Source organism: Bacillus sp. 7705b (genome assembly GCF_002289525.1).
In the GTDB taxonomy this organism is placed as follows: domain Bacteria; phylum Bacillota; class Bacilli; order Bacillales; family Bacillaceae; genus Bacillus; species Bacillus halotolerans.
This window is the reverse complement of the sequence record NZ_NSDH01000039.1, coordinates 119,086-143,212: the sequence shown is the minus strand read 5'-3', so window position 1 is coordinate 143,212 and position 24,127 is coordinate 119,086. Positions and strand designations below refer to the sequence as shown.

The window sequence follows — 24,127 nt, the reverse complement described above, 5'->3', positions numbered from 1 at the left end:
ACCCGTACACAAAAACAAGAAAGGAAAGGTTCTGCCAGGCAAAAAAAGCTGCCGGACAAATTGCCGGGCAGCTTTTTTTAAGCTTGAAGCCAAGAGCTTCTCTGCGACTCAAATTGCTTAATTTCATCTTCAAGTAAAAGCGTTAATGAAATTTCATCATAGCCGTTGATCAGCATTTCTTTCCAATGCGGATCGACTTCGAATGAGATCTGATTGCTTTCGCTGTCGTGAATAAGCTGATTTTCAAGATCGACTGTTATTTGCAGTGACTGATTTTCGTATTGTCCGACAAGCTTTTTCCAATTGTCATACGGCATGCGAATCGGCAGCATACCGTTTTTAAAGCAGTTTTGGTGGAAAATATCAGCAAATGACGGTGCGATAATGATTTTAAAGCCGTAGTCATCAAGCGCCCACGGAGCGTGTTCACGCGATGACCCGCAGCCGAAGTTTTCTCCCGCTATTAAAATGGACGCCCCTTCATAAGCCGGCTGGTTTAATTCAAATTCCGGGTTTGGTTCGCCATTCGCATCGTATCTCCAGTCAAAGAATGCAAAACGGCCGTAGCCCGTTCTTTCAATTCTCTTTAGAAATTGTTTCGGAATGATCTGGTCTGTATCGACATTAATACGATTTAATACGGCCGCTTTCCCCGTATGTGTTTTCAAAGGTTCCATCTCGTGCACTCCTTACACAACTGTTTTTTCCTGATAAAACTTTCTGACATCCACGAAATGGCCGTGAATGGCGGCCATCGCAGCCATCGCAGGGCTGACGAGATGTGTTTTCGCGCCTTTTCCTTGTCTGCCCTCAAAGTTGCGGTTAGAGGTTGACGCACAGCGCTCTCCTTCAGGAACAACGTCATTATTCATGCTCAAACACATGCTGCAGCCTGATTCTCTCCACTCAAATCCAGCGTCTAAGAAGATCTGATGAAGCCCTTCCTTTTCAGCCTGAAGTTTTACGCTCTGAGATCCAGGCACGACGATTGCTCTAACACTTTCAGCCACCTTTTTTCCTTTGATCATATCGGCAGCCTGGCGGAGGTCAGTCATGCGTGAATTTGTACAGGAACCGATAAATACGTGCTCCACTTTGATGTCTTCAATTTTCTGATGAGGAGTCAGCCCCATATATTCATAAGCGCGAATCGCTTCTTTTTTGTCATCTTCCGCTGAAAAGCTTTCCGGCGCCGGAACTTCAGAATCGATAGGAAGAACCATTCCCGGGTTGATACCCCATGTCACCATAGGAGAAATTTCATTGCCGTCAAGCACAATTGATTTATCGTAAACAGCGCCTGGATCAGTGCGAAGTGCTTTCCATTCTGCTACGGCTTTATCAAATTCTTCTCCTTTTGGCGTATACTTGCGGTTTTTGCAATATTCAAATGTCACTTCGTCAGGCGCAATCAAACCTGCTCTTGCTCCGGCTTCAATTGACATGTTGCAAACGGTCATCCGCTCATCCATCGTCATGTTTCTGAATACTTCCCCAGTGTATTCAATAACGTAACCGGTGCCGAATTTCACGCCGTATTTACCGATAACAGCAAGAATGACATCCTTTGCCGTTACCCCTTTTTGCAGTGTCCCGTCTACACGCACCTCAAGCGTTTTCGGACGCTGCTGCCAGAGTGTCTGTGTAGAAAGAACATGCTCAACCTCACTCGTTCCGATTCCAAATGCCAGGGCGCCGAATGCACCGTGAGTGGAAGTATGGCTGTCGCCGCATACGATCGTTTTTCCCGGAAGCGTTAAGCCAAGCTCGGGCCCGACTACATGGACAATCCCCTGATCTACGCTGTGAAGATCGGCAAGGCGTACGCCAAACTCTTCGCAGTTCCGCTCAAGCGCTGTCACTTGGCGTTTCGCAACTTCATCCGTTATCTCAAAGCGATTGACGGTTGGAATGTTGTGATCCATCGTTGCGAATGTATTTTGCGGTCTCCTGACCTTTCTTCCCTTTTGTCTCAACCCTTCAAATGCCTGAGGGGATGTCACCTCATGGATGAGATGCAAATCAATATAGAGAAGATCCGGTTTTCCCTCACCATGTTTTACAATATGCTGATCCCAAATCTTTTCGATGATCGTTCGAGGCATCATCTTTATTTCCTCCCTCTACCTATGAACTAAGACCGCTTACACCATAAGCTGTCACACGTTAGAAATTGTATTTTCACTCATCAATGCCGTCTTTACTTCCTCTGTAATGGCCTGAGTGCTGCTGTATTCTTCGCCTCTCGCCAAGTCTCTTGTTCTTTTTCCGGAAGTAAGAACCTGATTGACTGCATCTTCTACAGCTTTCGCTTCTTCTTCAAGCCCGAAAGATGTTCTCAAAAGCATTGCCGCTGATAATATCGCCGCGAATGGATTTGCCATCCCTTTCCCTGCTATGTCAGGTGCTGAGCCGTGTACAGGCTCGAACAGATGGAGTCCTGAGCTTGATAAGCTGGCTGACGGAAGCATTCCGAGAGAACCTGTTAGCATGGACGCTTCGTCGCTTAAAATGTCACCAAACATATTTTCAGTCACCACGACATCAAATTGATTCGGTGCATAAATCAGCTGCATAGCCGCGTTATCAACGAGCATATGCTCAAGTTTCACATCAGGATAGTCTTTTGCGACGTATTCAGCCACTTCCCGCCACAGCCTGCTTGATTCAAGAACGTTCGCTTTATCAACAGAGGTAACCTTGCCTTTTCTGGCAGCCGCCATTTTAAAGCCCTCTCTGATCACGCGTTCAATTTCTTCCCTCTTATAAAACAGTGTGTCTACCGCTTCTTGTTCACCTTCACTGTTTACATAGCGTTTGCTCGGCTGGCCGAAATACAAACCGCCTGTCAGTTCACGAACGATAACGAAATCAACGTTATCAATATATTCTTTTTTCAAAGGCGAAGCGTCAGAAAGGCTTTCAAACACTTTCACAGGCCGTAAATTCGCAAACAGGTCAAGCTGTTTTCTAATGCTGAGCAGACCTTTTTCGGGTCTCAGCTCCGAAGGGTTTTGATCCCATTTCGGGCCGCCGACAGCACCAAGCAAAATAGCATCAGCCTTTTTACAAATCGCAATGGTTTCCTCTGGGAGAGGGTCGTTGTGTTCGTCAATTGCCGCTCCTCCAATAAGGCCGTATTCAAATTCAAATTCATGGCTGAAGCGACCGGCAACACTTTTCAGCACGTCTGTCGCTGATTCTAATACTTCAGGGCCGATCCCGTCTCCGGGCAATAGAGCAATCCGTTTCTTCAAGTTAACCGTTCTCCTTTCTATTATGATCCGACAGCTGTATGGTTTTGCAGTCCGTTCATATTAGACTGGAAAACCAATTGACGGTTGACAGCGTTCAGATAGGCTTTCGCCGAAGCTTCTAATACGTCTTGCGCTATGCCCCGCCCTGCTGATTCTTTTCCGTTTACTACTACTCTTACATAAACCTGGGCAAATGCGTCTTCGCCTTTTCTATTGGACTGAATGCGGTAGTCTAAGAGCTCCACATCTTTATCAATACAGCGTTCAAGGGTATTGTATATCGCTTCCACGCTTCCGGCTCCTGTTGCCGCTTCCTGAATAAGCTGGGCGTTTTCTTGATTTTTCAAAGAAACCGTAGCCGTAGGGACCTGAGATGTTCCATAATGGACTTGCAGAGAAAGAAATTCATACCCAATCTTGCGGTCTGTTACTTTTTCTTCTAAAATAAGAGAGACAAGATCCTCATCAGTGATTTCTTTTTTCTTCTCAGTTAACTCTTTAAACATCGTAAAGAACTTATTAATCTCTTCACTATCAAATTGGAATCCCAATGCAGTCAGCCGGTCTTTAAATGCATGGCGTCCTGAATGCTTGCCTAGGACAAGCGCATCTGCCGTTACACCGACAAGCTCTGGTGAAATAATTTCGTATGTTGATTTTTCCTTTAAGAAACCGTCCTGGTGGATGCCTGATTCATGAGCAAATGCGTTGTCGCCCACTACCGCTTTATTTCGCGGAACAGCCATACCTGTGAACTTGCTTACTAAATCACTAGTGCGTTTTATTTCATTTAGCGTAATGCCTGTTTCGACTTGATAGAAATCTTTTCTGATATGAAGGGCAACTGCAATTTCCTCTAATGCAGCATTTCCGGCTCTTTCACCAATTCCATTAATCGCACATTCAATTTGATCGGCGCCATTTTCGATCGCTGAGAGAGAATTGGCGACTGCCATTCCCAAATCATCGTGGCAGTGAGCTGACAGCTTTGCTTGATGAATGTTTGGAACGTTCTCTTTCATATATTTAAAGATATTCCCGTATTCTGCCGGAGCCAAATAGCCGACTGTATCCGGAAGGTTGATGACACTAGCCCCTGCGTCAATCACTTTTTCTACGATTTCCGCTAAAAACGGCAGTTCAGTTCGGCAGGCATCTTCAGCAGACCATTGAACAATCGGGAAACGCTCTTTTGCGTATTTCACCATTTCAACCGCTCTTTCGATGACCTGTTCACGCGTCATTTTCAGCTTGTGTTTTAAATGAATGTCCGATGTGGCAATGAATACGTGAATTCTTGGCTGAGCACCGTCTTTTAACGCTTCCCAGGCCGCATCAATATCACCTTTTACACAGCGGGCAAGACCTGTCACAGAACAATTTTTTATGGTTCTTGCGATTTCCTGCACAGCTAAAAAGTCACCTCGGGACGAAGCGGGAAATCCCGCTTCAATGATATCTGCCCCGAGTCTTTCGAGCTGCTTTGCTATGGCAAGTTTCTCCTGTGTATTTAAGTTTACTCCAGGGGATTGTTCACCATCACGAAGCGTCGTATCGAAAAAATTAATTTTGCGCAACGGAGACCACCGCTTCCTTCTTCTTGCCTTGTTTGACAAACGGCATCATTTCACGAAGCTTTCTTCCCACCACTTCGATTTGATGTTCGTTTTCGCTCGTATTGATTGCGTTGAAACGAGGACGGTTTACTTGGTTTTCTACGATCCATTCTTTTGCAAATGTTCCGTCTTGGATGTCTTTTAAGACTTCTTTCATTGATTCTTTTACTTTTGCGTCTACAACACGCGGCCCGGATACGAAATCTCCCCATTGAGCAGTATCAGAAATAGAGTATCTCATGCCTTCCAAGCCTTCTTCATACATAAGGTCAACGATCAATTTCAGCTCATGAAGACATTCAAAGTATGCAAGTTCCGGCTGATAACCAGCTTCAGTTAATGTTTCAAATCCAGCTTTTACAAGGGAAGTTAATCCTCCGCAAAGTACAGCTTGCTCACCGAACAGATCCGTTTCTGTTTCTTCTTTAAATGTCGTTTCCAAAACGCCTGCTCTTGCTCCGCCGATTCCTTTTGCGTATGCCAAAGCTTTATCTTTCGCTTCACCTGTCACATCTTGATAGATCGCGAACAACGCCGGTACGCCTGCTCCTTGCTCATATGTTCTTCTAACCAAATGTCCAGGACCTTTAGGCGCTACCAAAAATACGTCAACATCTGCCGGTGGAACAATTTGGTGGAAATGAACGTTAAATCCGTGAGCGAAGACCAATGATTTGCCTGCAGTCAGCTCATCTTTGATTTCAGCTTCATATACTTTTTGCTGCTGTTCATCCGGAAGAAGAACCATAATGATCTCAGCTTGAGCCGCAGCTTCTTTTACTGAAAATACTCGATGTCCGTCTTCTTGCGCCTGAGTGAAAGATTTTCCTTGTCTGACACCGACAATCACGTCAATTCCGCTTTCTTTCAGGTTCAGCGCGTGTGCATGCCCTTGTGAGCCATAACCGATAATCGCTACTGTTTTTCCAGCCAATACGTTCTCTTTGATATCACCGTTATAATATACTTTTACCATTTCAATCTCTCCCTTGTTTTGTTTTATACAATAGATATTGTTTTATTGGATGACGACTTTTGCTGAGTGCCCCTCGCAAAAGCCGTTGTACCTGTTCTCGCAATTTCTTTGATTCCATACGGTTTTAGTAATTCAATCAGCGCTTCAATTTTGTTAGATTCGCCAGTCACCTGTACAACGATGCTGTCTCTGCTGACATCAACGACAGAAGCTCTGAACGGCTCTATAATTCCGTGAATCTCTGTCCTCGTTGACGGTGCGGAAACGACCTTGATTAAGGCCAGCTCCCTTTGGACAATTGATTGATTTGTGATGTCAGTGACTTTCAGTACATCAATTTGTTTGTTAAGCTGTTTTGTCAGCTGTTCAACATCATTTTCTCCTTCAACGTGAACGACAAAGGTAATTCTGGAAACGCCGCTTGTTTCTGTGTGTCCAACTGTAATGCTTTCAATGTTGTAGTGTCTTTTTGTAAATAGACCGGTGATCCGGTTTAACACGCCGGAGCGGTTCACCACAGTCAATGTGATAATTCTTTTCAAGGTTTCACCCCCACCATTTCATGCAGCCCTTTCCCCGGAGCCACCATCGGGAATACTTTTTCTTCGCTGGCGACCCGAACGTCAATGACAACCGGTTCTTTTGATGTCAATGCCTCTTCCAGCTTTTCCTTCGCTTCTGCATCAGAGGAGATTCTGATGCCTTTAATGCCGTATGCTTCTGCCAATTTGACAAAGTCAGGCTGTGAAGCGAATTTAGACTCTGAATAACGCTCTTCATAGAAAATCTCCTGCCACTGTCTTACCATTCCGAGACAAGCGTTATTTAAGATCACAACTTTAACCGGCAGATTCAATTCGCGAATAACATCAAGTTCCTGTAGCGTCATTTGAAAACCGCCGTCTCCAAGCACCGCCACCACGGTTGCATCTTTATCGGCCAGCTGTGCGCCGATCGCTGCCGGAAGGCCGAAACCCATTGTTCCAAGACCACCTGATGTCACCCATTTATCTGCCTTTTGGAACGGATAAAATTGCGCTGACCACATTTGATGCTGGCCGACATCCGTTGCGACAATGGCTTCCCCTTTTGTAAATTGATGAATGTATTCAATCAGTTTTTGAGGTTTAAAGCCTTCTTCTTCATTGTCTACATACCAGAGCGGATACTCTTCTTTCCACTCGGCAAGCTGTTTTTTCCATTCGCTTGAATCGCCTTGTTTGCCGTTTTGTTTGATCAGCTCTTGCAGGACAACCTTGCTGTCGCCGACAACCGGAATCTGTGTTTTCATGATTTTTCCGATTTCAGCCGGATCAATATCAATGTGGGCAATCTTTGCGTTTCTCGCAAAATGTTTCAGGTTTCCTGTGACGCGGTCATCAAAACGGGCGCCGATACTGATTAAAAGATCACAGTCATGAAGGGCCATGTTCGCTGTATAAGTGCCGTGCATACCCGCCATCCCCAAGAAAAGCGGATGGTCTGCCGGGAAACCCCCAAGTCCTAAAAGCGTGTGTACAACTGGAATTTGCTGCTGCTCGGCATAATTTTTTAATTCTTCTGACGCTTTTCCGTGCAATACGCCCGCACCCGCTAGGATAACCGGTTTCTTTGCGCTGCTTACAGCTTCCACAAGCTTGCGGATCTGCAAATAATTCGGCTCCGTTGTCGGCTGATATCCCGGGAGATTCATCTCGTGATCATAGCTGAATTCCCCTTCAATTGTTGCAACATCTTTCGGAATATCGATTAATACAGGTCCCGGTCTTCCCGTTGTCGCAATATGGAATGCTTCTTTAATGATGCGCGGCAGATCTTCCGGCTGGCGGACCTGATAGCTGTGTTTTGTAACCGGCATTGTAATTCCTAAAATGTCCGCTTCCTGAAAAGCGTCGCTGCCGATAACGGAGGTTGCCACCTGCCCTGTAAAGACGACTAAAGGCAGTGAATCAATCATGGCATCCGCAAGTCCAGTAACAAGGTTTGTCGCTCCCGGGCCTGATGTCGCAATAACGACCCCTGGTTTTCCAGAAACTCTCGCGTATCCTTCTGCTGCATGAATGGCGCCTTGCTCGTGCCGGGGAAGGATATGTACCATTCCTGAATTGTACAGTTTATCGTAGATCGGAAGTACAGCTCCGCCCGGATAACCGAATATCATTTCTACTTTTTCTTTCTTTAATGATTCAATCAGCATTAACGCTCCGCTCATCGTCTGTGTACATTTGGCAGATGCTGAATCCACCTGTACATTAGTCCCCATTTTTAGTTCCTCCTTTTGGATTTTCATCCTCTAAAGATCATCATTTATTAGCTTTATAGCTGATTATTCAATAAAAAAAGCCCTTCCGCCCACAATCAGCCGCGCATTGAATGCGATAGCCAAAAGGGGCGAAAAGGCTCTTCTTTCCGCGGTACCACCCTTGTTTACGGCCTTTCATACGGCCGTCTCATGGATATTCCTATCCGTTTTAATAACGAGTAAACATCATCGTTCACCCGGCCAAGTCCTACTGGGATTTCAGACTGGCACTCTGAGGCGAGTTCACCTTGTAAAGCTTCGCCGGTTCTCAGCTAATCCGGTTCTCTGTGGAAAGCTTTTTCAAGGCTACTTATCCTCATCTGCGCTTTTCATATTCAGTCTCTTGAACAGCTTTTCTGCCGTCCAAGAAGATCGTTTGTTTTTCATTTTTTTAGAATCCTATTGCAATCATTTGTGCTTGTGAAACTTGCGTTTATCTTTTGTTGAACTCATATTACGCCGCTTTGGACGCAGTGTCAACAGCATTTTTTAAAATTATTAGACAATTTAGATTAATCAAACTATACTGTATACGCTTTCATTATTGGTATATAAGGAATTTCAAAAGATAAAAGTTTTTGTAATTTTTTTATTAATCTATCAAGTTTACACTCGAATTTTTCAATTTCATATAAATATGTCACATAATATGACGTGTTATTGTTTCGATGAGACGTCTATATGAAAGATCTTCTCGCAAAAAAAACGATTTCAGTTCGGATAGGCTCTTTCATTATTTTTCGTCATACACTGGTGTTATCTTGCAAAGAAAAGGTGATACGATGAATAAATCATTTGCAGACATCCAAGGATTTCCCGGGGGTTTTCCAAACTTTCCCCAGCCATTTTATCCGGCAGCTCCCAGCTTTTATCAGCAAGGCCATCAGCCATTTGGAGGCTTTGGATACGGACAGCCGTACGGACAGCCGTACAGCCAGGCATACAGCCCGCAAAGCACCCCCTCTGCTATGTACTCCTCATTTCCATATGCTTCAGGATTTTACGGGCAGCAATTTTCAGGTGCCGGCTATAGCGGCCATGGCGGCGGTTTCAGTATTCCCGCAACGCACGCCGGAGGATTCGGCGGAGCATCTGGAGTACACGGAGGATTTCGATATTAAAATATCATGAGGTGCCGAACATCTATGTTCGGCACTTGTTAATTTATTCATCTTTAATAAAGTTAATAGACTGTGAGGTTTCCTATCTTACTATTTGGAAGCAAAAAGGATATATTTTAAGATAAATGATAAGTCTGTTCAGAGTGACGGTTTTTGAGGAGGAATTCATTTTGCATATTAAAGTAGATGATTTGACCGGACATCAAGTGATCGAATTAGTGAGTGAGCATTTACATAGCATGACTCTCATGTCTCCGGCTGAAAGTGTTCATGCCCTAGACATAGAAAGGCTGAAAAAACCTGAGATTACATTTTGGAGCGCTTGGGACGACAATGAATTAGCCGGCTGCGGAGCACTTAAGGAACTGGACAGCCGGCATGGAGAAATTAAGTCGATGCGAACCTCTTCTTCCCATTTAAGAAAGGGCGTTGCCAGCAAGGTTCTTCAGCACATTATAGTAGAAGCCAAGCGGCGCGGCTATCAGCGATTGAGTTTGGAAACGGGGTCAATGACTTCTTTCGAGCCGGCAAGAAAACTTTATGAAAGCTTCGGTTTTCGGTATTGCCAGCCGTTTGCAGACTATATAGAAGATCCGAACAGCGTGTTTATGACAAAGGAATTGTGAAATATAAAGGATAGATAAGTGCGGGACTATGTTTCTGTCTTATCTATCTTTTTTATTTCCTCCTGTCTTTCGCCTGAATGCTGTTGGCAGCACCAAGTGTTTTCTATTTTGTTTATTTTAAAACGTAACGGGAATTAAAGACGACAAGAACGATAAAATTTTATTTTTACAGAGGAGGAGATTAATATGACAAAAAGTGTAGTTGGTGTATACGAAACTCCGCAAGAGACCATTGCAGTGATTGAAGGCTTACTAACAAAGGGGTATGATTCTGACGATATTTCTGTTGTCACAAATCGCCGGGATACTGATTATCTCGAATCTCGTACAGGGACAGAAGTAAATCAAACCCTTGAAGCAAATGATAGCGATTCTGAATCCTTTTTCGATAAACTGAAAGATTATTTCACAATGGATGATACAGGCGCGCACAGCAAAGCATTATCAGACCTGGATATCTCAAATGACGAAATAGACAAGTACCAAGAGGACCTGGATGACGGAAAGCTTCTCGTAGCCGTCGATACAGACGCAGACTTAGATGCGACTATTGATAACGGTAATACCCTTTCAGGCGGCTTTGCAAATCCAAATGAGACAGTGGATTATACAACAAAAGAAGAAAAAACCATGCCGCTTCGAGAAGAACAGCTGAAAGTGGATAAAGAAGATATCCAAACCGGAGAAGTGGAAATTGGAAAAGAAGTCAAAACAGAACAAAGAGATATGGACATTCCGGTAAGACATGATGAAATTTACGTTGAACGCCGTCCGGTGGATGAAAACACGGCAGACGCTTCTCCCGTAAATGACTCAGAAACGGTCAGAGTTCCTATCGTTGAGGAAAAGCTCGAAGTGACAAAAAAACCAGTTGTTACGGATGAAGTGGTTGTCGGAAAACGGACTGTCGAAGAAAACGAACATATTTCCGAAACTGTGAAAAAAGAAGAACCGCGACTGAATAAAGAAGGAAATGTCCGCGATCTGGATGATGATACGTTAAATAACAAATAAAAATCATCATAAACAAAAACCTCAAATCCTTTAAGATTTGAGGTTTTTTCTTGGTACGTCCCAGGAGAGATTCGAACTCCCGACCGACGGCTTAGAAGGCCGTTGCTCTATCCAGCTGAGCTACTGGGACACGTTTTGTTTTTTTGTTTTCGCTTTAACTATCAGCGACAAGATTTATTATATATGGGATGCAATGATAAGTCAACGGTTTTTTAGAATTTTTTTCATGAGGAAGAAAATTTTCTTCCTCATGTGATATTTCATAGGGTTACCCGGTGTTGCAAATCAATGATTTCATCGCCTGCTTGGTTATAAAAACGCACTGTTGCTGTATCATTTTCTAAAGACAGTATAGCATAGCTTTCTGTGCTGCGCACTCTTGGAAGGCGGATGCTGCCGGGATTAATCAGCAGTTTTCCGCGCAGCATTTCGCTTCCTGCGATGTGTGAATGCCCGAAGCAAATGATATCCGCTCCGAGCTCCTCTGCACGATAGTATACGTTTAATAAGGTCTGTTTAATACCATGAAGGTGTCCGTGCGTAACCAATATTTTTTTGGAACCGGCCGCCAGCAGGAGCTCGTCCTTAAAATCGCCGATAAAATCACAATTGCCTTTTACAACGGAATAAGGCTCTAACGCCGGATGGCCGGTTTCAAGCTCAGAGTCTCCGCAATGAATCATGAGATCAACATCCGCTTCATGACGTTTCGCTATGGTTTGAAGCTCCTCTTCAAGCCCATGGCTGTCACTGATCATCAGCACGTTCATATATAAGCTCCCCCTTATGCCTCCAACAGCTTCGACAGCTTTTTAAGCGCGTCAGCCCTGTGGCTGATTATATTTTTTTCATCACTTGTCAGCTCGGCCATAGTTTTATCTTTATCTTTGACGATAAAGATCGGGTCATAGCCAAATCCGTATTCTCCTCTCGGCTCTTCGGCAATATAACCTTCAACATGACCTTCGACTGTTTTTGTTTCCTCTCCCGGAATACTTACGGCAAGCGCGCAGCGAAAACGTGCCGTACGCTGTTCTTTTTCGATGCCTCTCAGCTCGCTCAGCACTTTATCGATATTCGCCTGGTCATCTTTCTGTTCCCCTGCATAGCGTGCTGAATAGACGCCGGGACGGCCTCCTAAATTATCAACGGACAAGCCGGAGTCGTCTGCAATGACCATTTTGTTCACTGCTTTCGCCACCGCTTCCGCTTTTAGAATCGCATTTTCTTCAAACGTATGGCCTGTCTCTTCAATTTCATCTGTAAACCCGATTTCAGCTAATGATTTTACCTCGTACCCTTTCGGCTCAAGGATTTCTTTAAATTCCTTCACTTTTCCCGGATTGTGAGTTGCAATAATTGCTTCTTTCATGATGATCAAGCCTTTCTGTCATTATTTCCGTTCTGGAAGAGAATCGCCCAGTACTTCTTTTTGCTTGTCAATCAGTTCCTGAATGCCTTTTTCTGCAAGACCGAGAAGCCCATTCAGATCCTCACGTGAAAAGGTTGCCTCTTCCCCTGTTCCCTGAAGCTCCACAAAGCGGCCGCTGCCTGTCATGATGACATTCATATCAACTTCAGCAGCAGAATCTTCTTCATAATTTAAATCTAACAAAATTCCCCGCTCTTTATCAATTCCGACAGAGATCGCTGCCAGGTAATCAGTGAGCGGGTTTGTTTTAATCGTTCCTGCTTTGAGAAGCTTGCCAACCGCAATCGCCATGGCAAGAAATGCTCCGGTAATGGAAGCCGTTCTCGTTCCTCCGTCCGCCTGAATGACGTCACAGTCAATCCAAATCGTCCGTTCGCCCAGTTTCTCTAAATCAACGACTGCCCGAAGCGCGCGGCCGATCAAACGCTGAATTTCCATCGTTCTGCCGGAAATTTTCCCTTTGGAAGATTCTCTGATCGTTCTTTGATTTGTAGCCCGCGGCAGCATGCTGTATTCAGCTGTAATCCAGCCTTTGCCTCCGCCCCGCAAAAACGGCGGTACGCGATCCTCTACAGATGCGTTGCAGATTACTTTTGTATTCCCCGCTGTTATTAGAACAGACCCTTCCGGATGGCTGATAAAGTCCAAATCAAACGTGATTGGACGCAGCTCATCATGTTGTCTTCCGTCATGTCTCATGTTTTACCTCCGATTGTATGTACATAAACCATTTTTGTCCCGGAATTGAATAAAGAAAGAGGCAGCCGGAACGCTAACCTCTTTCTTTCTAGTATATCAAAAATCCCAATTTAAAAACTACCCGTATTCACTTGAGACGGTCTGGATACCGCTTCTGAAAGTTTTTCGCCTTTTTCGTTCACAAGCTCGGCTTTTCCGTTCACTTTAACAGATACGCTTTTTACATCCGGCTGCTCTGTTAAAGTCAGCACAATGCTGTTGAGCACTTCTGAAGAAATCATTTTCGTCTTTTCATCGGCGCTTCCGAAAATGGATTGATTAAAATCTAACGTTACACGTCCATCTTTGATTTTCGGCTTACTGACCAATTTCACATCTTCGCTGAAATCCGTCAACAGGCCGCTCGCCTTGCTCGGGCCCTCAGCCAGTTCATTAATAGCCGCTGTAATGTCGTCTGTTTTGGAATTGTCAATTCGTTTTGTTACCGGCACGTAATATTCACTGTCATCGTTTTCCGCTAAATAATAGACTGTCAGCGGATGTGTAGCTGTGAGATCATTGACGCCGGCAGTTTCCAAATTAATCCCGTCCTTACGGCTTAAATCGTCTGAGATCGGCGTGCCGCCTACAGGCATCTCCTTCAGTTCATGGCCGTTGATTCTCAGCTTCACTTTATCAATTGAACTGAATTGAGTCAGCGTCCACGTCACCGATTGGACGATTTTCTGTTCATCTTCCTTCTTATAGTTTTTAAATTCTTTCGAGAAGTCCGCTATAGCAGTGCCATCTTTTTTGATGTCTACGTTAACAGTTGTGTCAGCCGGCAAAACGGCTCTGAAGCCATTCGGCAGAATCTCTGACACAGGCCCGCCCTGCACAAGGTATTCAAGCGCCTGCTTAGCCGTTCCTTCACTTTTCGGAAGAGGCATCGTTTGCGCAACGACATAACCGTTTTTATCAATGAGATAAAGCTCCCTCATCACTGTAGAAGAGTCCTGATTCGCTTTTTCGGTATCACTTTTTTCATTTTTTGTTTTTTCGGCTGCTGTTGTATTTGAATCGGTCCCCGCTTCATCATTTACGTATGTAACGTCTTGAGGCGGATCGATTTCCTCAGCTGTCTTATCGGATTGAAATAAACCGCACCCGGATAAAAGCAAGGCAGAGGTGAGACAAGTGGCACCAATGACTGCAGGTCCTTTTTTCAGCATACTTTTCCCTCCTAAGGCTGTTTGTACTACTATGTATACGAGCCTCTGCGGGAAATAGACCGATGAATTCCATTAAAAACAGAAAAAACCCGCAACACGCCGTTGCGGGGCAAAACTATCTTCTAATTGGTTCTCGCAAAGAGATGCATTCTACGTGACCTACTTCATGGCCAAACCAGTCATCTGCTATTTTCGCAAACTGATCCCGTTCTCCTGTAGTCAGGAATTGATGATCCGGGGCAAACGGAGATTGATTCAGCAGTCCTTTATACGATAGAATCGTACTCACTTCCCGGGCTGTTTCATCGCCTGACGAAATAATATTCACATGCTCTCCCATATATCTTTGAATTGCGTCTTTTAAAATAGGATAATGGGTGCAGCCTAAAATCAGCGAGTCAATCGATGTATCTTTTAATGGAGATAATGATGTTTTGACAATCTCGTCTGCTGTTTTGTCCAGAAACTTTCCGCTTTCCACAAACGGCACAAGCAGCGGACAGGCAAGATTTTCGACCTTCAGTTCGGCATTTAATGCCAGAAGGGCTTCTTCATAAGCATTGCTCTTAATGGTGTTTTCTGTGCCGATTACACCGATATGCTGATTTTCTGTCACTTTTATCGCTGCCCGCGCACCAGGCTGGATCACCCCGACCACCGGAATATCAACGTCGCGCTGGATGTCTTCCAGTGCAATTGCTGTCGCGGTGTTGCAGGCGATCACCAGCATCTTAATGTGGTGGTTTTTCAACAAATAATTTGTCAGCTCCCGCGTGTATTGAAGCACTTCTTCTTCAGGACGCGGCCCGTACGGACACCGTTTTGTATCCCCTACGTAGATTATATTTTCTTTTGGTAGCTGTCTCATGATTTCCTTTGCAACGGTTAACCCGCCAACCCCGGAATCAATGACTCCTATTGGTTGTTCCAACAAAATCGCCTCATTTTCTCTTCATTTCATGCTGCAGTTTCATCAATGATTTTTCGAAGATGGCTATTTCTTCATCTGTAAACGTTTCGAACATATCACGCAGGTATTCCTGCCTTTTTGTAATGACCTCTTGGATAATGCGTTCTCCTTCGGGCAGAAGGTGTATCCTGACGACACGTCTGTCCGCCGGATCCTTTACCCGCTCGACAAGCTCATTTTTTTGCATACGGTCGATGAGATCCGTCGTCGTGCTGCATGCCAGATACATTTTCCCCGATAGTTCGCCGATTGTCATGTCTCCTAATTCATAAAGCCATTGCAGACCGACAAATTGCGGCGGCGTGATCGCGTATTGGTTTAGGATTTCTCTTCCTTTTTGTTTAATGATCGCGGCGATGTGGCGGAGCGACTTTTCAATGTCCGCAACATGCTCCAAAGGTTTTGATGTCATTTGTCCATCCCTCACTCAAGGATCTCTTACGCACAAAAGCGTTCCGTGTCTATTTTCCTTCTTTTTTAAAGAAAATGCAAGACTCGCGGGACGAGAAATAGAGGGACATTAGGCAAATGAAAGCAAATTGAAAATCTCGTTTTATATCGTATCATCCAAGTTTAATATAGGAATTTGGAACTTTTCAAACAAACAGCAATAACCGGCTCCCTCCTGAAAAGAAGGAATACCGGCAAGGATTAAAGCTCTAGCTCACCCATTCTAAGAAGCTCAACAACGGCTTGCGAACGCCCTTTCACACCTAATTTCTGCATGGCATTTGAAATATGGTTTCGAACGGTTTTCTCACTGATAAATAGCTCGCTTGCAATCTCCTTTGTTGTCTTATCTTGAACGAGCAATTCGAACACTTCTCTTTCTCTTTTCGTTAGCAGCGGCTTCGATTGAAATTCTTTCTCCTTCAAGTATTGTAACCCTCCTTGCTAAGGTGAGAGCGAATCTGAAACGAATGGGTTTTGATATAGTCAAGATATCATATGTCAGGAGGGCGCAGGAGGTGACGTTTACAGAAGAATTAGTTTATGGTGTATGGAGAAGCTTTTCTTTCTCCTCACTCGTCCAGCTGACAGCCTTTCCGCTATCCTTTGACACTTGAACCATGACAACAGCTCCAGTGAAGCAAGGCTCCCCTACGCTGTTTTCTCCGAGGTAATGCAAGGTGAGGGATGAACTGCCGACAGCGCTTGTTTTTACATAAATACGCAAGTCTTCATAAGGCATAACTTGGCGCAGATAATCACATTGCTGACTGGCGACGACTGTCATGGTTTGCTTATGTTGTTTCATCATATTCAGATTTTTAAAATAAGATATCCTCGCTTCTTCAAAATAGATGAAAGGGATTACATTATTCATATGCCCAAACATATCTGTTTCAGAAAATCGTACAGATACTTCATTAAAAAAAGAAAAGGATTCTTTCCATTTTTGAAACGGCATGTCAATGTAAGCAGGAAGCTTCATTTCACTCATCTCCTTATTGTTAAAAAAACCTCTCCCATGCGGAAGAGGTTTTTTCATCTTATACTCTGTCGCTTCCGAAGAAATTGCGGAATGCTTGTAAGTTTGTATCCCTGTTTAAGGCAGCGATAGAAGTGGTAAGCGGAATGCCTTTCGGACAGGATTGAACGCAGTTTTGCGAGTTGCCGCAATCTGCAAGGCCTCCTTCATCCATCAGCGCTTCCAGCCGGTCGGATTTGTTCATGGCTCCTGTCGGATGGGCGTTAAACAGACGGACCTGAGACATCGGAGCAGGCCCCATGAATTTCGATTTGCTGTTTACATTCGGGCAGGCTTCCAGGCAGACACCGCACGTCATGCATTTTGATAATTCATATGCCCACTGGCGGCGTTTTTCCGGCATTCTCGGTCCCGGTCCTAAATCGTACGTGCCGTCGATCGGTATCCACGCTTTTACTTTTTTCAGAGAATTAAACATTCTGCTGCGGTCAACCTGCAGATCACGCACGACCGGGAATGTTTTCATCGGTTTTAAGCGGATCGGCTGTTCAAGCTGGTCAACAAGCGCCGTACAAGACTGGCGGGGCTTTCCGTTTATAACCATTGAACATGCGCCGCACACTTCTTCAAGACAGTTCATATCCCATGTGACAGGAGTTGTCTTTTCACCTTTCACGTTAACCGGATTCCGGCGGATTTCCATTAAAGCGGAAATGACGTTCAGGTTCGGGCGGTATGGTATTTCAAATTCTTCATCGTAAGGCGTGCTGTCGGGTGTATCTTGACGTGTGATAATAAATCGTATGGTCTTTTTCTCACTCATGATTATTTCGCCACCTTCTTCTTCGAGTAATCCCGTTTCCGAGGCGTTATCAGTGATACATCGACATCCTGATACTCAAACTCAGGCGCTTCATACGGGCTTACATGTTTAGCCATTGTTGTTTTGAGCCATTCATCATCATTACGCTCAGGGAAATCCGGTTTATAATGGGCGCCCCTGCTTTCATTACGGTTGTAAGCACCCAGTGTAATCACCCTGGCAAGCTGAAGCATGTTTGAAAGCTGGCGTGTAAACATAGCTCCCTGGTTGCTCCATTTTGTCGTGTCATTGATGTTAATCTTTTTATACCGCTCCATTAACTCCTGAATTTTGTCATCTGTTTTCAACAGCTTGTCGTTATGGCGGACAACCGTCACATTCGCCGTCATCCATTCCCCGAGCTCTCTATGGAGGACGTACGCATTTTCGTTTCCGTCCATATTCATAATCTCAGCCCATTTTTCTTCTTCTTTTTTCACGTGGGCATCGAATATCGATGAAGACATATCCTCTGCGGAAGATTCTAAGCCGTTTACATATTTCACAGCATTCGGTCCGGCTACCATTCCTCCGTAAATCGCAGAGAGCAGGGAGTTTGCTCCCAAGCGGTTGCCGCCGTGCATGGAGTAATCACATTCTCCAGCGGCAAACAGTCCCGGGATATTTGTCATTTGATCGTAATCTACCCATAAGCCGCCCATTGAATAATGAACCGCAGGGAAGATTTTCATCGGAAGTTTACGCGGGTCGTCTCCCATAAACTTCTCATAAATTTCAATGATGCCGCCGAGCTTAATATCAAGCTCTTTTGGATCTTTATGAGACAGATCGAGATACACCATGTTCTCGCCGTTGATGCCGAGTTTCTGATTCACACACACATCAAATATTTCGCGTGTTGCAATATCACGCGGCACCAAGTTTCCATATGCAGGATATTTTTCCTCAAGGAAATACCACGGCTTACCGTCTTTGTATGTCCACACACGTCCGCCTTCACCGCGCGCCGATTCACTCATCAGCCTTAATTTATCATCCCCCGGTATAGCTGTCGGGTGGATTTGAATGAATTCTCCATTTGCATAATACGCTCCCTGCTGATAAACGATCGATGCAGCAGACCCTGTATTAATCATGGAGTTTGTGGATTTACCGAAAATGATTCCCGGTCCGCCTGTCGCCATAATGACAGCGTCAGAACGGAAGGATTCAATTTGCATGTTTGTCAGGTTTTGCGCGACAATTCCGCGGCAGGTTCTGTCATCATCTAATATAGCGCCAAGGAATTCCCAGCCTTCGTATTTTGTGACCAGACCGGCAACCTCGTATCTGCGCACTTGCTCGTCCAAAGCGTAAAGCAGCTGCTGGCCAGTCGTCGCACCTGCATAAGCTGTTCTGTGGTGCTGTGTACCCCCAAATCGGCGGAAATCAAGCAGCCCCTCAGGCGTCCGGTTAAACATGACGCCCATCCGGTCTAATAAGTGGATGATTGATGGCGCCGCTTCACACATCGCCTTAACCGGCGGCTGATTGGCAAGAAAGTCTCCCCCGTATACAGTATCGTCAAAATGTTCCCACGGAGAGTCGCCTTCCCCTTTTGTATTGACTGCTCCGTTGATGCCGCCTTGGGCACAAACCGAATGAGAACGTTTCACAGGAACGATGGAAAACAGCTTAACCGCCATTCCTGATTCCGCTGCTTTGATTGTCGCCATGAGGCCGGCAAGACCCCCGCCGACTACAATAATGCTTGTTTGACTCATGATAGCCCCTCTCCCTCTAGTAATCTAGTACTCTTATACAAATGCAAAAATCGCTTTTAAGCCTACGTATGACAGTGCAACAAAGATAATCAGCGTAACGTACGTCGAAATTCTTTGAGAACGTGGCGTTACAGTGATGCCCCACGTGACAGCAAAAGACCATAAACCGTTCGAGAAGTGGAAAATTGTCGATAAAACACCTACAATGTAAAAGCCCAGCATAGCCGGCGAGCTCAAGATATTCGCCATCATGTCGAAATTGACCTCAGCGCCCATCTGTGCAGCAATGCGGGTTTCCCACACATGCCAGCTCACAAAAATGAGAGTGATGATACCGGTTACACGCTGCAGGACGAAGAGCCAGTTTCGCATATAGCTATATTGTCCTGCGTTATTTTTCGCAGTAAACGCTATGTACACACCATAAACTGCATGATAAATTAAAGGTAAGAAGATAATAAAGATTTCCAGAGCATACCTGAAAGGCAGACTATCCATAAAATGAGCAGCATTATTGAATGCTTCCGCGCCCCTTGCGGCAAACTGGTTGACGACCAAATGCTGAATCAAAAAGATGCCGACCGGTATGACGCCAAGCAAGGAATGCAATCTTCGAAAATAAAACTCTCTGTTCCCAGACATTACTTTACCCCCTGTTTGATAAGTGCGAAATGTGCTAAATCTCTTCCCCCACTTCTTTCAATTGTAAGCACTTTATTAAGATTTATTGACAATTTCATTTTACTCCTACCACAAAAGGGCGTCAAGAAAACGCGTACATAAATTCTAATTTTCCGAATTGATTAGTTGATTCAAAAATTTTATTTTATCAATATATAATTCTTTCTTAATTTTTCATGAGAATTACAGGATCATTCTGTAATCCTCCCCCCTGTTTGGGCTATAATATACGAAGGAGAGAGGGGAGACAGATATGAAGTCTAAATATGAAGCATCAATACATAATCTAAAAGAAATTGAAATGAACGCCTATGCCTATGAACTGATACGAGAGATTGTTCTCCCAGACATGCTTGGCCAAGATTACTCTTCCATGATGTATTGGGCAGGGAAACATCTCGCCCGAAAGTTTCCTCTTGAATCATGGGAAGAATTTCCGGCTTTCTTTGAAGAAGCAGGCTGGGGAACCCTCACAAACGTTAGCGCAAAGAAACAGGAGCTAGAATTCGAGCTTGAAGGACAGATCATTTCCAATCGGCTAAAATATCAGAAAGAACCTTGCTTTCAGCTGGAAGCTGGCTTCATCGCCGAGCAAATTCAATTGATGAATGATCAGATTGCCGAATCATACGAACAAGTAAAAAAGAGAGCCGATAAAGTGGTTCTGACTGTTAAATGGGATATGAAAGACCCTGTTTAATGAAAAAGGCGGTGACTGCATGAGTCCCGCCTTTTTGGTTGTCATGACACAGCTGAAGGATGTTTCGAGAGCTCGAATGCATCGTGCAGTGCTTCCACCGCTTTTACCATGTCATTTTCGCTCACTACTGTTGAAACTTTGATTTCAGATGTGCTGACCATTTTGATTAATATGTTTTTTTCCGCCAGTACAGCAAACATTTCAGCCGCTACACCGGGATTTGATACCATGCCTGATCCAACAATGGATACTTTGGCTAATTTGCTTTCTGTCTCAATTTTTTCGAATTCAAGCGCGTCTTTGTACTCTTCAAGTACGGCAACAGCCTGATCCGCGTCTTCTGATTTAACAGAGAAGGAAATACCGGTCTCATGGTCTCCCGCCTGCGTTTGGATAATGATATCCACATTAATGTTTCGTTTTGCAAGAGTTGTAAAGATGGTAGACAAAGTGGTCAGGCCGCTTGTCAGCCCGTAGATGGTTACCCTTGTGATTTGATCTTCGAACGCGATGCCTCTGACGATAAGGTTCTGCTCCATGGATGATTCCTCCTCAATTAATGTTCCCGCTTCTGTTTCTGTACTTGAACGCACTTCTAACGGCACTTGGTAATTTTTTGCGAATTCAACAGCTCTTGGATGAAGAACACCGGCGCCTAAATTGGCAAGCTCCAGCATTTCATCGTAAGAGATGCCGGCAAGCTTTCTCGCTGATTTCACGTAGCGCGGATCGGTTGTAAACACGCCGGGCACGTCGGTATAAATATCACATTTGTCCGCTTTTAATGCGGCAGCCAAAGCCACTGCTGTTGTGTCTGAACCGCCCCTGCCCAAAGTCGTGATTTCACTGTCGTCTGTCATGCCTTGAAATCCTGCCACAACAACTACTTTTCCCTTTTGAAGCTGGCTTTCTAAGGCAGACGTGTTTATATCCGTAATTCTGGCGTTGCCATGGACGTCCTCGGTGCGGATCCCCGCCTGCCATCCTGTATAGGAAACGGCGTCATAGCCTTTTTCCTGCAGCGCCATGGAAAGCAAAGAAATGGTGACCTGCTCGCCTGTTGCCAGCAGCATATCCATTTCACGTTTGCTCGGCTGATCAGTGATGTCTTTTGCAAGGCTGACCAATGCGTCAGTGGATTTCCCCATAGCTGATACGACAACAACGACTTGATGGCCTTTCTGTTTTTCCGCAATGACGCGGTTTGCTGCATTTTGAATTTTTTCGACTGAGCCGACGGAAGTACCACCGAATTTTTGTACAATGAGACCCATGTATAACCACCCTTTACATTTTGGTTCGTGCGGGTGAGGAGAAAGAGCGCTTTGTCCACAATAAAAAAAGCAATGAGAGGAATTGCTCTCATTGCTTATCAATTAATCATCACGATGATTATGAACAACGAGATAGCCCTCCAAGAAAATGATTTCTTGACAGCCTTACATTTATTCAATGCACGGCCAGCAAATAATACCGATGGGGTTTTATTTGCTTCGGCGACGCTCCCCTTTCAGCCTTTTTCTCAGAATCCATCTTTCTCCAAAGGCTTACTCTTGAAGTTCGCACCTCTATCTTCACCATATTACACGATCTAATTATGAAATTAGTTCACATTTTATCAGAACTTTTTCAAAAGGACAACATTATTTTTGCAATTTATCATAAAGCAGCTGTGCCGCCGCTGCGGGTACACCCGCTTTTTTGATGTCCTCGAGGCTTGCTTCCTTCATTTTTTTGACGGAACCGAAATGCTTTAACAGCATTTTCTTTCTTTTTTCTCCGATTCCGGGTATATCGTCTAGCACAGACTGGAACGCGCTTTTCCCGCGGATTTGCCTGTGGAAGCTGATCGCAAACCGGTGCACCTCATCCTGAATGCGCTGAAGCAGGTAAAATTCCTGGCTGTTTCGTTCAAGATAAACCGTCTCCAGCGGATCGCCGATTAATAAATTGGAGGTTCTGTGTTTATCATCCTTCGCCAAGCCGGCAATCGGGATATCAAGGCCGAGTTCGTTTTCTATGACGTCACGGGCCGCGTTGATCTGGCCTTTCCCTCCGTCTATAATGATCAGGTCAGGGAGCGGCAGGTTTTCGCGAAGCACTCTTGTATATCTTCGTCTGACAACCTCTCTCATTGAGCCGTAATCATCAGGCCCTGTGACAGTTTTGATTTTGTATTTGCGGTATTCCTTTTTGTATGGTTTGCCGTCGATGAACACAATCATCGCCGAAACCGGGTTTGTCCCTTGTATATTCGAGTTATCGAACGCTTCGATTCTGTGCGGGGTATAAATATTTAAGGCGTCTCCGAGTTTCTGCACAGCACCGATTGAACGCTCCTCGTCACGTTCGATTAAAGAGAATTTTTCTTTAAGCGCGATTTTTGCGTTTTTATGTGCCAGCATAAGCAATTCTTTCTTCGACCCTTTTTTCGGCTGATGGACGTTTGTTTCCAACAGCTGCTCAATCATCGATTGATCGACGCTGTCCGGCACTAAAATCTCCTTCGGCAGAAAATGGTTGTTTTTTGAATAAAACTGCCCGATGAAGGTAAGGAACTCTTCATCTGCTTCCTGATAAAGCGGAAACATACTGACGTCACGTTCGATGAGCTTTCCTTGCCGTACGAAAAAGACCTGTACGCACATCCAGCCTTTATCATAAGCGTAAGCGAATACGTCACGGTCGACTAAGTCGTTCATCGTCATTTTTTGTTTTTCCATCGTTGATTCGATATGGGCAATTTGGTCACGAAGCTCCTTTGCCCGTTCAAATTCAAGGTTCTCAGCCGCCTCAAGCATTTTCTCTTCAAGCTCTTTTTTAACGTCGTTATAGCCGCCCTTTAAGAAACGGGTAATATTCTCAACCAGCTCTCTGTTTGTCTCTTCAGAAATGTCCTTTACACACGGAGCAAGACATTGTCCGAGGTGATAATAAAGACACACTCTGTCGGGAAGCTTTGAGCATTTTCTGAGAGGATAGAGACGGTCGAGCAGCTTTTTCGTCTCCCTTGCGGCCTGCACATTCGGATAGGGTCCGAAATAGCGCCCTTTGTCTTTTTTGACATTGCGGGTGACAATCAGCCTTGGGTGGCGTTCATGGGTGAGTTTTATAAAAGGATAGGTTTTATCATCTTTCAGCATGACGTTATATTTCGGATCATGCTTTTTGATCAAGTTCATTTCTAAAATTAACGCTTCAAGATTGGAGGACGTCACGATATATTCAAAATCCTCGATTTCCGTCACAAGCCTCTGTGTTTTTGCGTCATGAGACCCGGTAAAGTAGGAGCGCACTCTGTTTTTCAGCACTTTTGCTTTTCCTACGTAGATCACTGTCTGCTGACGGTCCTTCATTAAATAACACCCGGGCTGATCGGGAAGGAGGGCGAGTTTTTCTTTCAGTTGTTTGTTCATATGTTACCCTTCCTTATAGTTAGTCCTTTGTTTCCAGTTTAACACGAACAGGTGTTTTTCTCCATGGTTCACGATTGGCGAATAAAAA

24 protein-coding genes, 1 tRNA gene, 1 riboswitch and 1 other annotated feature are annotated in these 24,127 nt (G+C 44.7%); of the genes, 4 read left to right on the top strand and 21 right to left on the bottom strand.

Annotated features, from left to right (window positions below):
• Positions 1-77 precede the first annotated feature (77 nt).
• Genes leuD through ilvB form a run of 7 tightly spaced genes read right to left on the bottom strand, consistent with a single transcriptional unit; the run spans position 78 to position 8,112 of the window.
• Positions 78-677, bottom strand: a complete 600-nt coding sequence (gene leuD / locus CJU60_RS15850) for a 3-isopropylmalate dehydratase small subunit (protein WP_095714281.1) — start codon at positions 675-677, stop codon at positions 78-80.
• A gap of 12 nt (positions 678-689) precedes the next feature.
• Entirely contained in the window at positions 690-2,108 is a 1,419-nt protein-coding gene (leuC, locus tag CJU60_RS15845) for a 3-isopropylmalate dehydratase large subunit (RefSeq protein ID WP_095714280.1), read from the bottom strand.
• Between the two features lie 51 nt (positions 2,109-2,159).
• Entirely contained in the window at positions 2,160-3,257 is a 1,098-nt protein-coding gene (gene leuB, locus CJU60_RS15840) for a 3-isopropylmalate dehydrogenase (RefSeq protein ID WP_095714279.1), read from the bottom strand.
• A 20-nt stretch (positions 3,258-3,277) separates the two neighbouring features.
• On the bottom strand, positions 3,278-4,834 hold the full coding sequence (locus CJU60_RS15835; protein WP_024122383.1) for a 2-isopropylmalate synthase: 1,557 nt from the start codon (positions 4,832-4,834) through the stop codon (positions 3,278-3,280).
• Complete coding sequence (ilvC, locus tag CJU60_RS15830; protein ID WP_024122384.1) at positions 4,821-5,849, bottom strand: ketol-acid reductoisomerase; 1,029 nt, start codon at positions 5,847-5,849, stop codon at positions 4,821-4,823. The genes CJU60_RS15835 and ilvC overlap by 14 nt, the downstream gene beginning before the upstream one ends.
• 23 nt (positions 5,850-5,872) lie before the next feature.
• Positions 5,873-6,391 carry an acetolactate synthase small subunit gene (ilvN, locus tag CJU60_RS15825; RefSeq protein ID WP_095714278.1) on the bottom strand — a complete coding sequence of 173 codons (519 nt, stop codon included), beginning with the start codon at positions 6,389-6,391 and terminating at the stop codon, positions 5,873-5,875.
• Positions 6,388-8,112: an acetolactate synthase large subunit gene (ilvB, locus tag CJU60_RS15820; RefSeq protein WP_095714277.1), complete on the bottom strand. Its 1,725-nt coding sequence runs from the start codon at positions 8,110-8,112 to the stop codon at positions 6,388-6,390. Before ilvB ends, ilvN begins: the two co-directional genes overlap by 4 nt.
• 121 nt (positions 8,113-8,233) lie before the next feature.
• Positions 8,234-8,483 (bottom strand) — a binding site (T-box leader).
• A gap of 450 nt (positions 8,484-8,933) precedes the next feature.
• Here ilvB and CJU60_RS15810 point away from each other — a divergent pair.
• The 3 genes from CJU60_RS15810 to CJU60_RS15800 all read left to right on the top strand — a co-directional run bounded on the left by CJU60_RS15810 (position 8,934) and on the right by CJU60_RS15800 (position 10,912).
• The gene (locus tag CJU60_RS15810) at positions 8,934-9,272 is read left to right on the top strand and encodes a hypothetical protein (RefSeq protein WP_095714275.1); all 339 of its coding nucleotides are present in this window, start codon (positions 8,934-8,936) and stop codon (positions 9,270-9,272) included.
• A 170-nt stretch (positions 9,273-9,442) separates the two neighbouring features.
• On the top strand, positions 9,443-9,898 hold the full coding sequence (locus CJU60_RS15805) for a GNAT family N-acetyltransferase (protein WP_095714274.1): 456 nt from the start codon (positions 9,443-9,445) through the stop codon (positions 9,896-9,898).
• 186 nt (positions 9,899-10,084) lie between these two features.
• Positions 10,085-10,912, top strand: a complete 828-nt coding sequence (locus CJU60_RS15800) for a YsnF/AvaK domain-containing protein (RefSeq protein WP_095714273.1) — start codon at positions 10,085-10,087, stop codon at positions 10,910-10,912.
• A 56-nt stretch (positions 10,913-10,968) separates the two neighbouring features.
• Here the strand turns inward: CJU60_RS15800 and CJU60_RS15795 are convergent.
• From CJU60_RS15795 to sdhC, 12 genes are all read right to left on the bottom strand, one after another.
• Positions 10,969-11,042: transfer RNA gene (locus CJU60_RS15795), tRNA-Arg, on the bottom strand.
• A 130-nt stretch (positions 11,043-11,172) separates the two neighbouring features.
• On the bottom strand, positions 11,173-11,682 hold the full coding sequence (locus CJU60_RS15790; RefSeq protein WP_095714272.1) for a YfcE family phosphodiesterase: 510 nt from the start codon (positions 11,680-11,682) through the stop codon (positions 11,173-11,175).
• Between the two features lie 14 nt (positions 11,683-11,696).
• A complete protein-coding gene (locus CJU60_RS15785) occupies positions 11,697-12,293 on the bottom strand; it encodes an XTP/dITP diphosphatase (protein WP_095714271.1) in 597 nt (198 codons plus the stop codon).
• A 12-nt stretch (positions 12,294-12,305) separates the two neighbouring features.
• On the bottom strand, positions 12,306-13,043 hold the full coding sequence (rph, locus tag CJU60_RS15780) for a ribonuclease PH (protein ID WP_024122393.1): 738 nt from the start codon (positions 13,041-13,043) through the stop codon (positions 12,306-12,308).
• A gap of 110 nt (positions 13,044-13,153) precedes the next feature.
• Positions 13,154-14,254, bottom strand: coding sequence for a spore germination protein GerM (gene gerM, locus CJU60_RS15775; protein WP_029441379.1), 1,101 nt, complete (start codon positions 14,252-14,254; stop codon positions 13,154-13,156).
• 115 nt (positions 14,255-14,369) lie between these two features.
• Positions 14,370-15,188, bottom strand: a complete 819-nt coding sequence (gene racE, locus CJU60_RS15770; RefSeq protein WP_095714270.1) for a glutamate racemase — start codon at positions 15,186-15,188, stop codon at positions 14,370-14,372.
• Positions 15,189-15,195: 7 nt separating this feature from the next.
• Positions 15,196-15,636, bottom strand: coding sequence for a MarR family winged helix-turn-helix transcriptional regulator (locus CJU60_RS15765; RefSeq protein ID WP_003222521.1), 441 nt, complete (start codon positions 15,634-15,636; stop codon positions 15,196-15,198).
• A 239-nt stretch (positions 15,637-15,875) separates the two neighbouring features.
• Positions 15,876-16,100: a spore germination transcription factor GerE gene (gene gerE / locus CJU60_RS15760; RefSeq protein WP_003184172.1), complete on the bottom strand. Its 225-nt coding sequence runs from the start codon at positions 16,098-16,100 to the stop codon at positions 15,876-15,878.
• 115 nt (positions 16,101-16,215) lie between these two features.
• Positions 16,216-16,659 (bottom strand): acyl-CoA thioesterase, encoded by a 444-nt coding sequence (locus tag CJU60_RS15755; RefSeq protein WP_095714269.1) that lies wholly within the window; start codon positions 16,657-16,659, stop codon positions 16,216-16,218.
• A 58-nt stretch (positions 16,660-16,717) separates the two neighbouring features.
• Positions 16,718-17,479 carry a succinate dehydrogenase iron-sulfur subunit gene (gene sdhB, locus CJU60_RS15750; RefSeq protein ID WP_024122397.1) on the bottom strand — a complete coding sequence of 254 codons (762 nt, stop codon included), beginning with the start codon at positions 17,477-17,479 and terminating at the stop codon, positions 16,718-16,720.
• Between the two features lie 2 nt (positions 17,480-17,481).
• The gene (sdhA, locus tag CJU60_RS15745) at positions 17,482-19,242 is read right to left on the bottom strand and encodes a succinate dehydrogenase flavoprotein subunit (protein ID WP_024122398.1); all 1,761 of its coding nucleotides are present in this window, start codon (positions 19,240-19,242) and stop codon (positions 17,482-17,484) included.
• Positions 19,243-19,275: 33 nt separating this feature from the next.
• On the bottom strand, positions 19,276-19,884 hold the full coding sequence (sdhC, locus tag CJU60_RS15740; RefSeq protein WP_003237652.1) for a succinate dehydrogenase cytochrome B558: 609 nt from the start codon (positions 19,882-19,884) through the stop codon (positions 19,276-19,278).
• Between the two features lie 292 nt (positions 19,885-20,176).
• On the opposite strand from sdhC, the gene CJU60_RS15735 reads away from it, so the two are divergent.
• The gene (locus tag CJU60_RS15735; RefSeq protein ID WP_010335208.1) at positions 20,177-20,623 is read left to right on the top strand and encodes a YslB family protein; all 447 of its coding nucleotides are present in this window, start codon (positions 20,177-20,179) and stop codon (positions 20,621-20,623) included.
• A gap of 41 nt (positions 20,624-20,664) precedes the next feature.
• Here CJU60_RS15735 and CJU60_RS15730 read toward each other — a convergent pair whose 3' ends face one another.
• Positions 20,665-21,897 carry an aspartate kinase gene (locus CJU60_RS15730; RefSeq protein WP_095714268.1) on the bottom strand — a complete coding sequence of 411 codons (1,233 nt, stop codon included), beginning with the start codon at positions 21,895-21,897 and terminating at the stop codon, positions 20,665-20,667.
• Positions 21,898-22,022: 125 nt separating this feature from the next.
• Positions 22,023-22,202, bottom strand: a riboswitch (Lysine riboswitch).
• Positions 22,203-22,266: 64 nt separating this feature from the next.
• Positions 22,267-24,039 carry an excinuclease ABC subunit UvrC gene (uvrC, locus tag CJU60_RS15720; protein WP_024122401.1) on the bottom strand — a complete coding sequence of 591 codons (1,773 nt, stop codon included), beginning with the start codon at positions 24,037-24,039 and terminating at the stop codon, positions 22,267-22,269.
• Positions 24,040-24,127: the final 88 nt, after the last annotated feature.

Bases quoted from the DNA above. Each gene is read 5' to 3' on its own strand.
- sdhB (WP_024122397.1), bottom strand. From the start codon at position 17,479: ATGAGTGAGAAAAAGACCATACGATTTATTATCACACGTCAAGATACA.
- leuD (WP_095714281.1), bottom strand. From the start codon at position 677: ATGGAACCTTTGAAAACACATACGGGGAAAGCGGCCGTATTAAATCGT.
- CJU60_RS15790 (WP_095714272.1), bottom strand. From the start codon at position 11,682: ATGAACGTGCTGATGATCAGTGACAGCCATGGGCTTGAAGAGGAGCTT.
- sdhC (WP_003237652.1), bottom strand. From the start codon at position 19,884: ATGTCTGGGAACAGAGAGTTTTATTTTCGAAGATTGCATTCCTTGCTT.
- CJU60_RS15810 (WP_095714275.1), top strand. From the start codon at position 8,934: ATGAATAAATCATTTGCAGACATCCAAGGATTTCCCGGGGGTTTTCCA.
- CJU60_RS15735 (WP_010335208.1), top strand. From the start codon at position 20,177: ATGAAGTCTAAATATGAAGCATCAATACATAATCTAAAAGAAATTGAA.
- ilvB (WP_095714277.1), bottom strand. From the start codon at position 8,112: ATGGGGACTAATGTACAGGTGGATTCAGCATCTGCCAAATGTACACAG.
- rph (WP_024122393.1), bottom strand. From the start codon at position 13,043: ATGAGACATGACGGAAGACAACATGATGAGCTGCGTCCAATCACGTTT.
- CJU60_RS15755 (WP_095714269.1), bottom strand. From the start codon at position 16,659: ATGAAGCTTCCTGCTTACATTGACATGCCGTTTCAAAAATGGAAAGAA.
- CJU60_RS15800 (WP_095714273.1), top strand. From the start codon at position 10,085: ATGACAAAAAGTGTAGTTGGTGTATACGAAACTCCGCAAGAGACCATT.
- sdhA (WP_024122398.1), bottom strand. From the start codon at position 19,242: ATGAGTCAAACAAGCATTATTGTAGTCGGCGGGGGTCTTGCCGGCCTC.
- leuC (WP_095714280.1), bottom strand. From the start codon at position 2,108: ATGATGCCTCGAACGATCATCGAAAAGATTTGGGATCAGCATATTGTA.
- ilvC (WP_024122384.1), bottom strand. From the start codon at position 5,849: ATGGTAAAAGTATATTATAACGGTGATATCAAAGAGAACGTATTGGCT.
- gerM (WP_029441379.1), bottom strand. From the start codon at position 14,254: ATGCTGAAAAAAGGACCTGCAGTCATTGGTGCCACTTGTCTCACCTCT.
- CJU60_RS15730 (WP_095714268.1), bottom strand. From the start codon at position 21,897: ATGGGTCTCATTGTACAAAAATTCGGTGGTACTTCCGTCGGCTCAGTC.
- uvrC (WP_024122401.1), bottom strand. From the start codon at position 24,039: ATGAACAAACAACTGAAAGAAAAACTCGCCCTCCTTCCCGATCAGCCC.
- CJU60_RS15765 (WP_003222521.1), bottom strand. From the start codon at position 15,636: ATGACATCAAAACCTTTGGAGCATGTTGCGGACATTGAAAAGTCGCTC.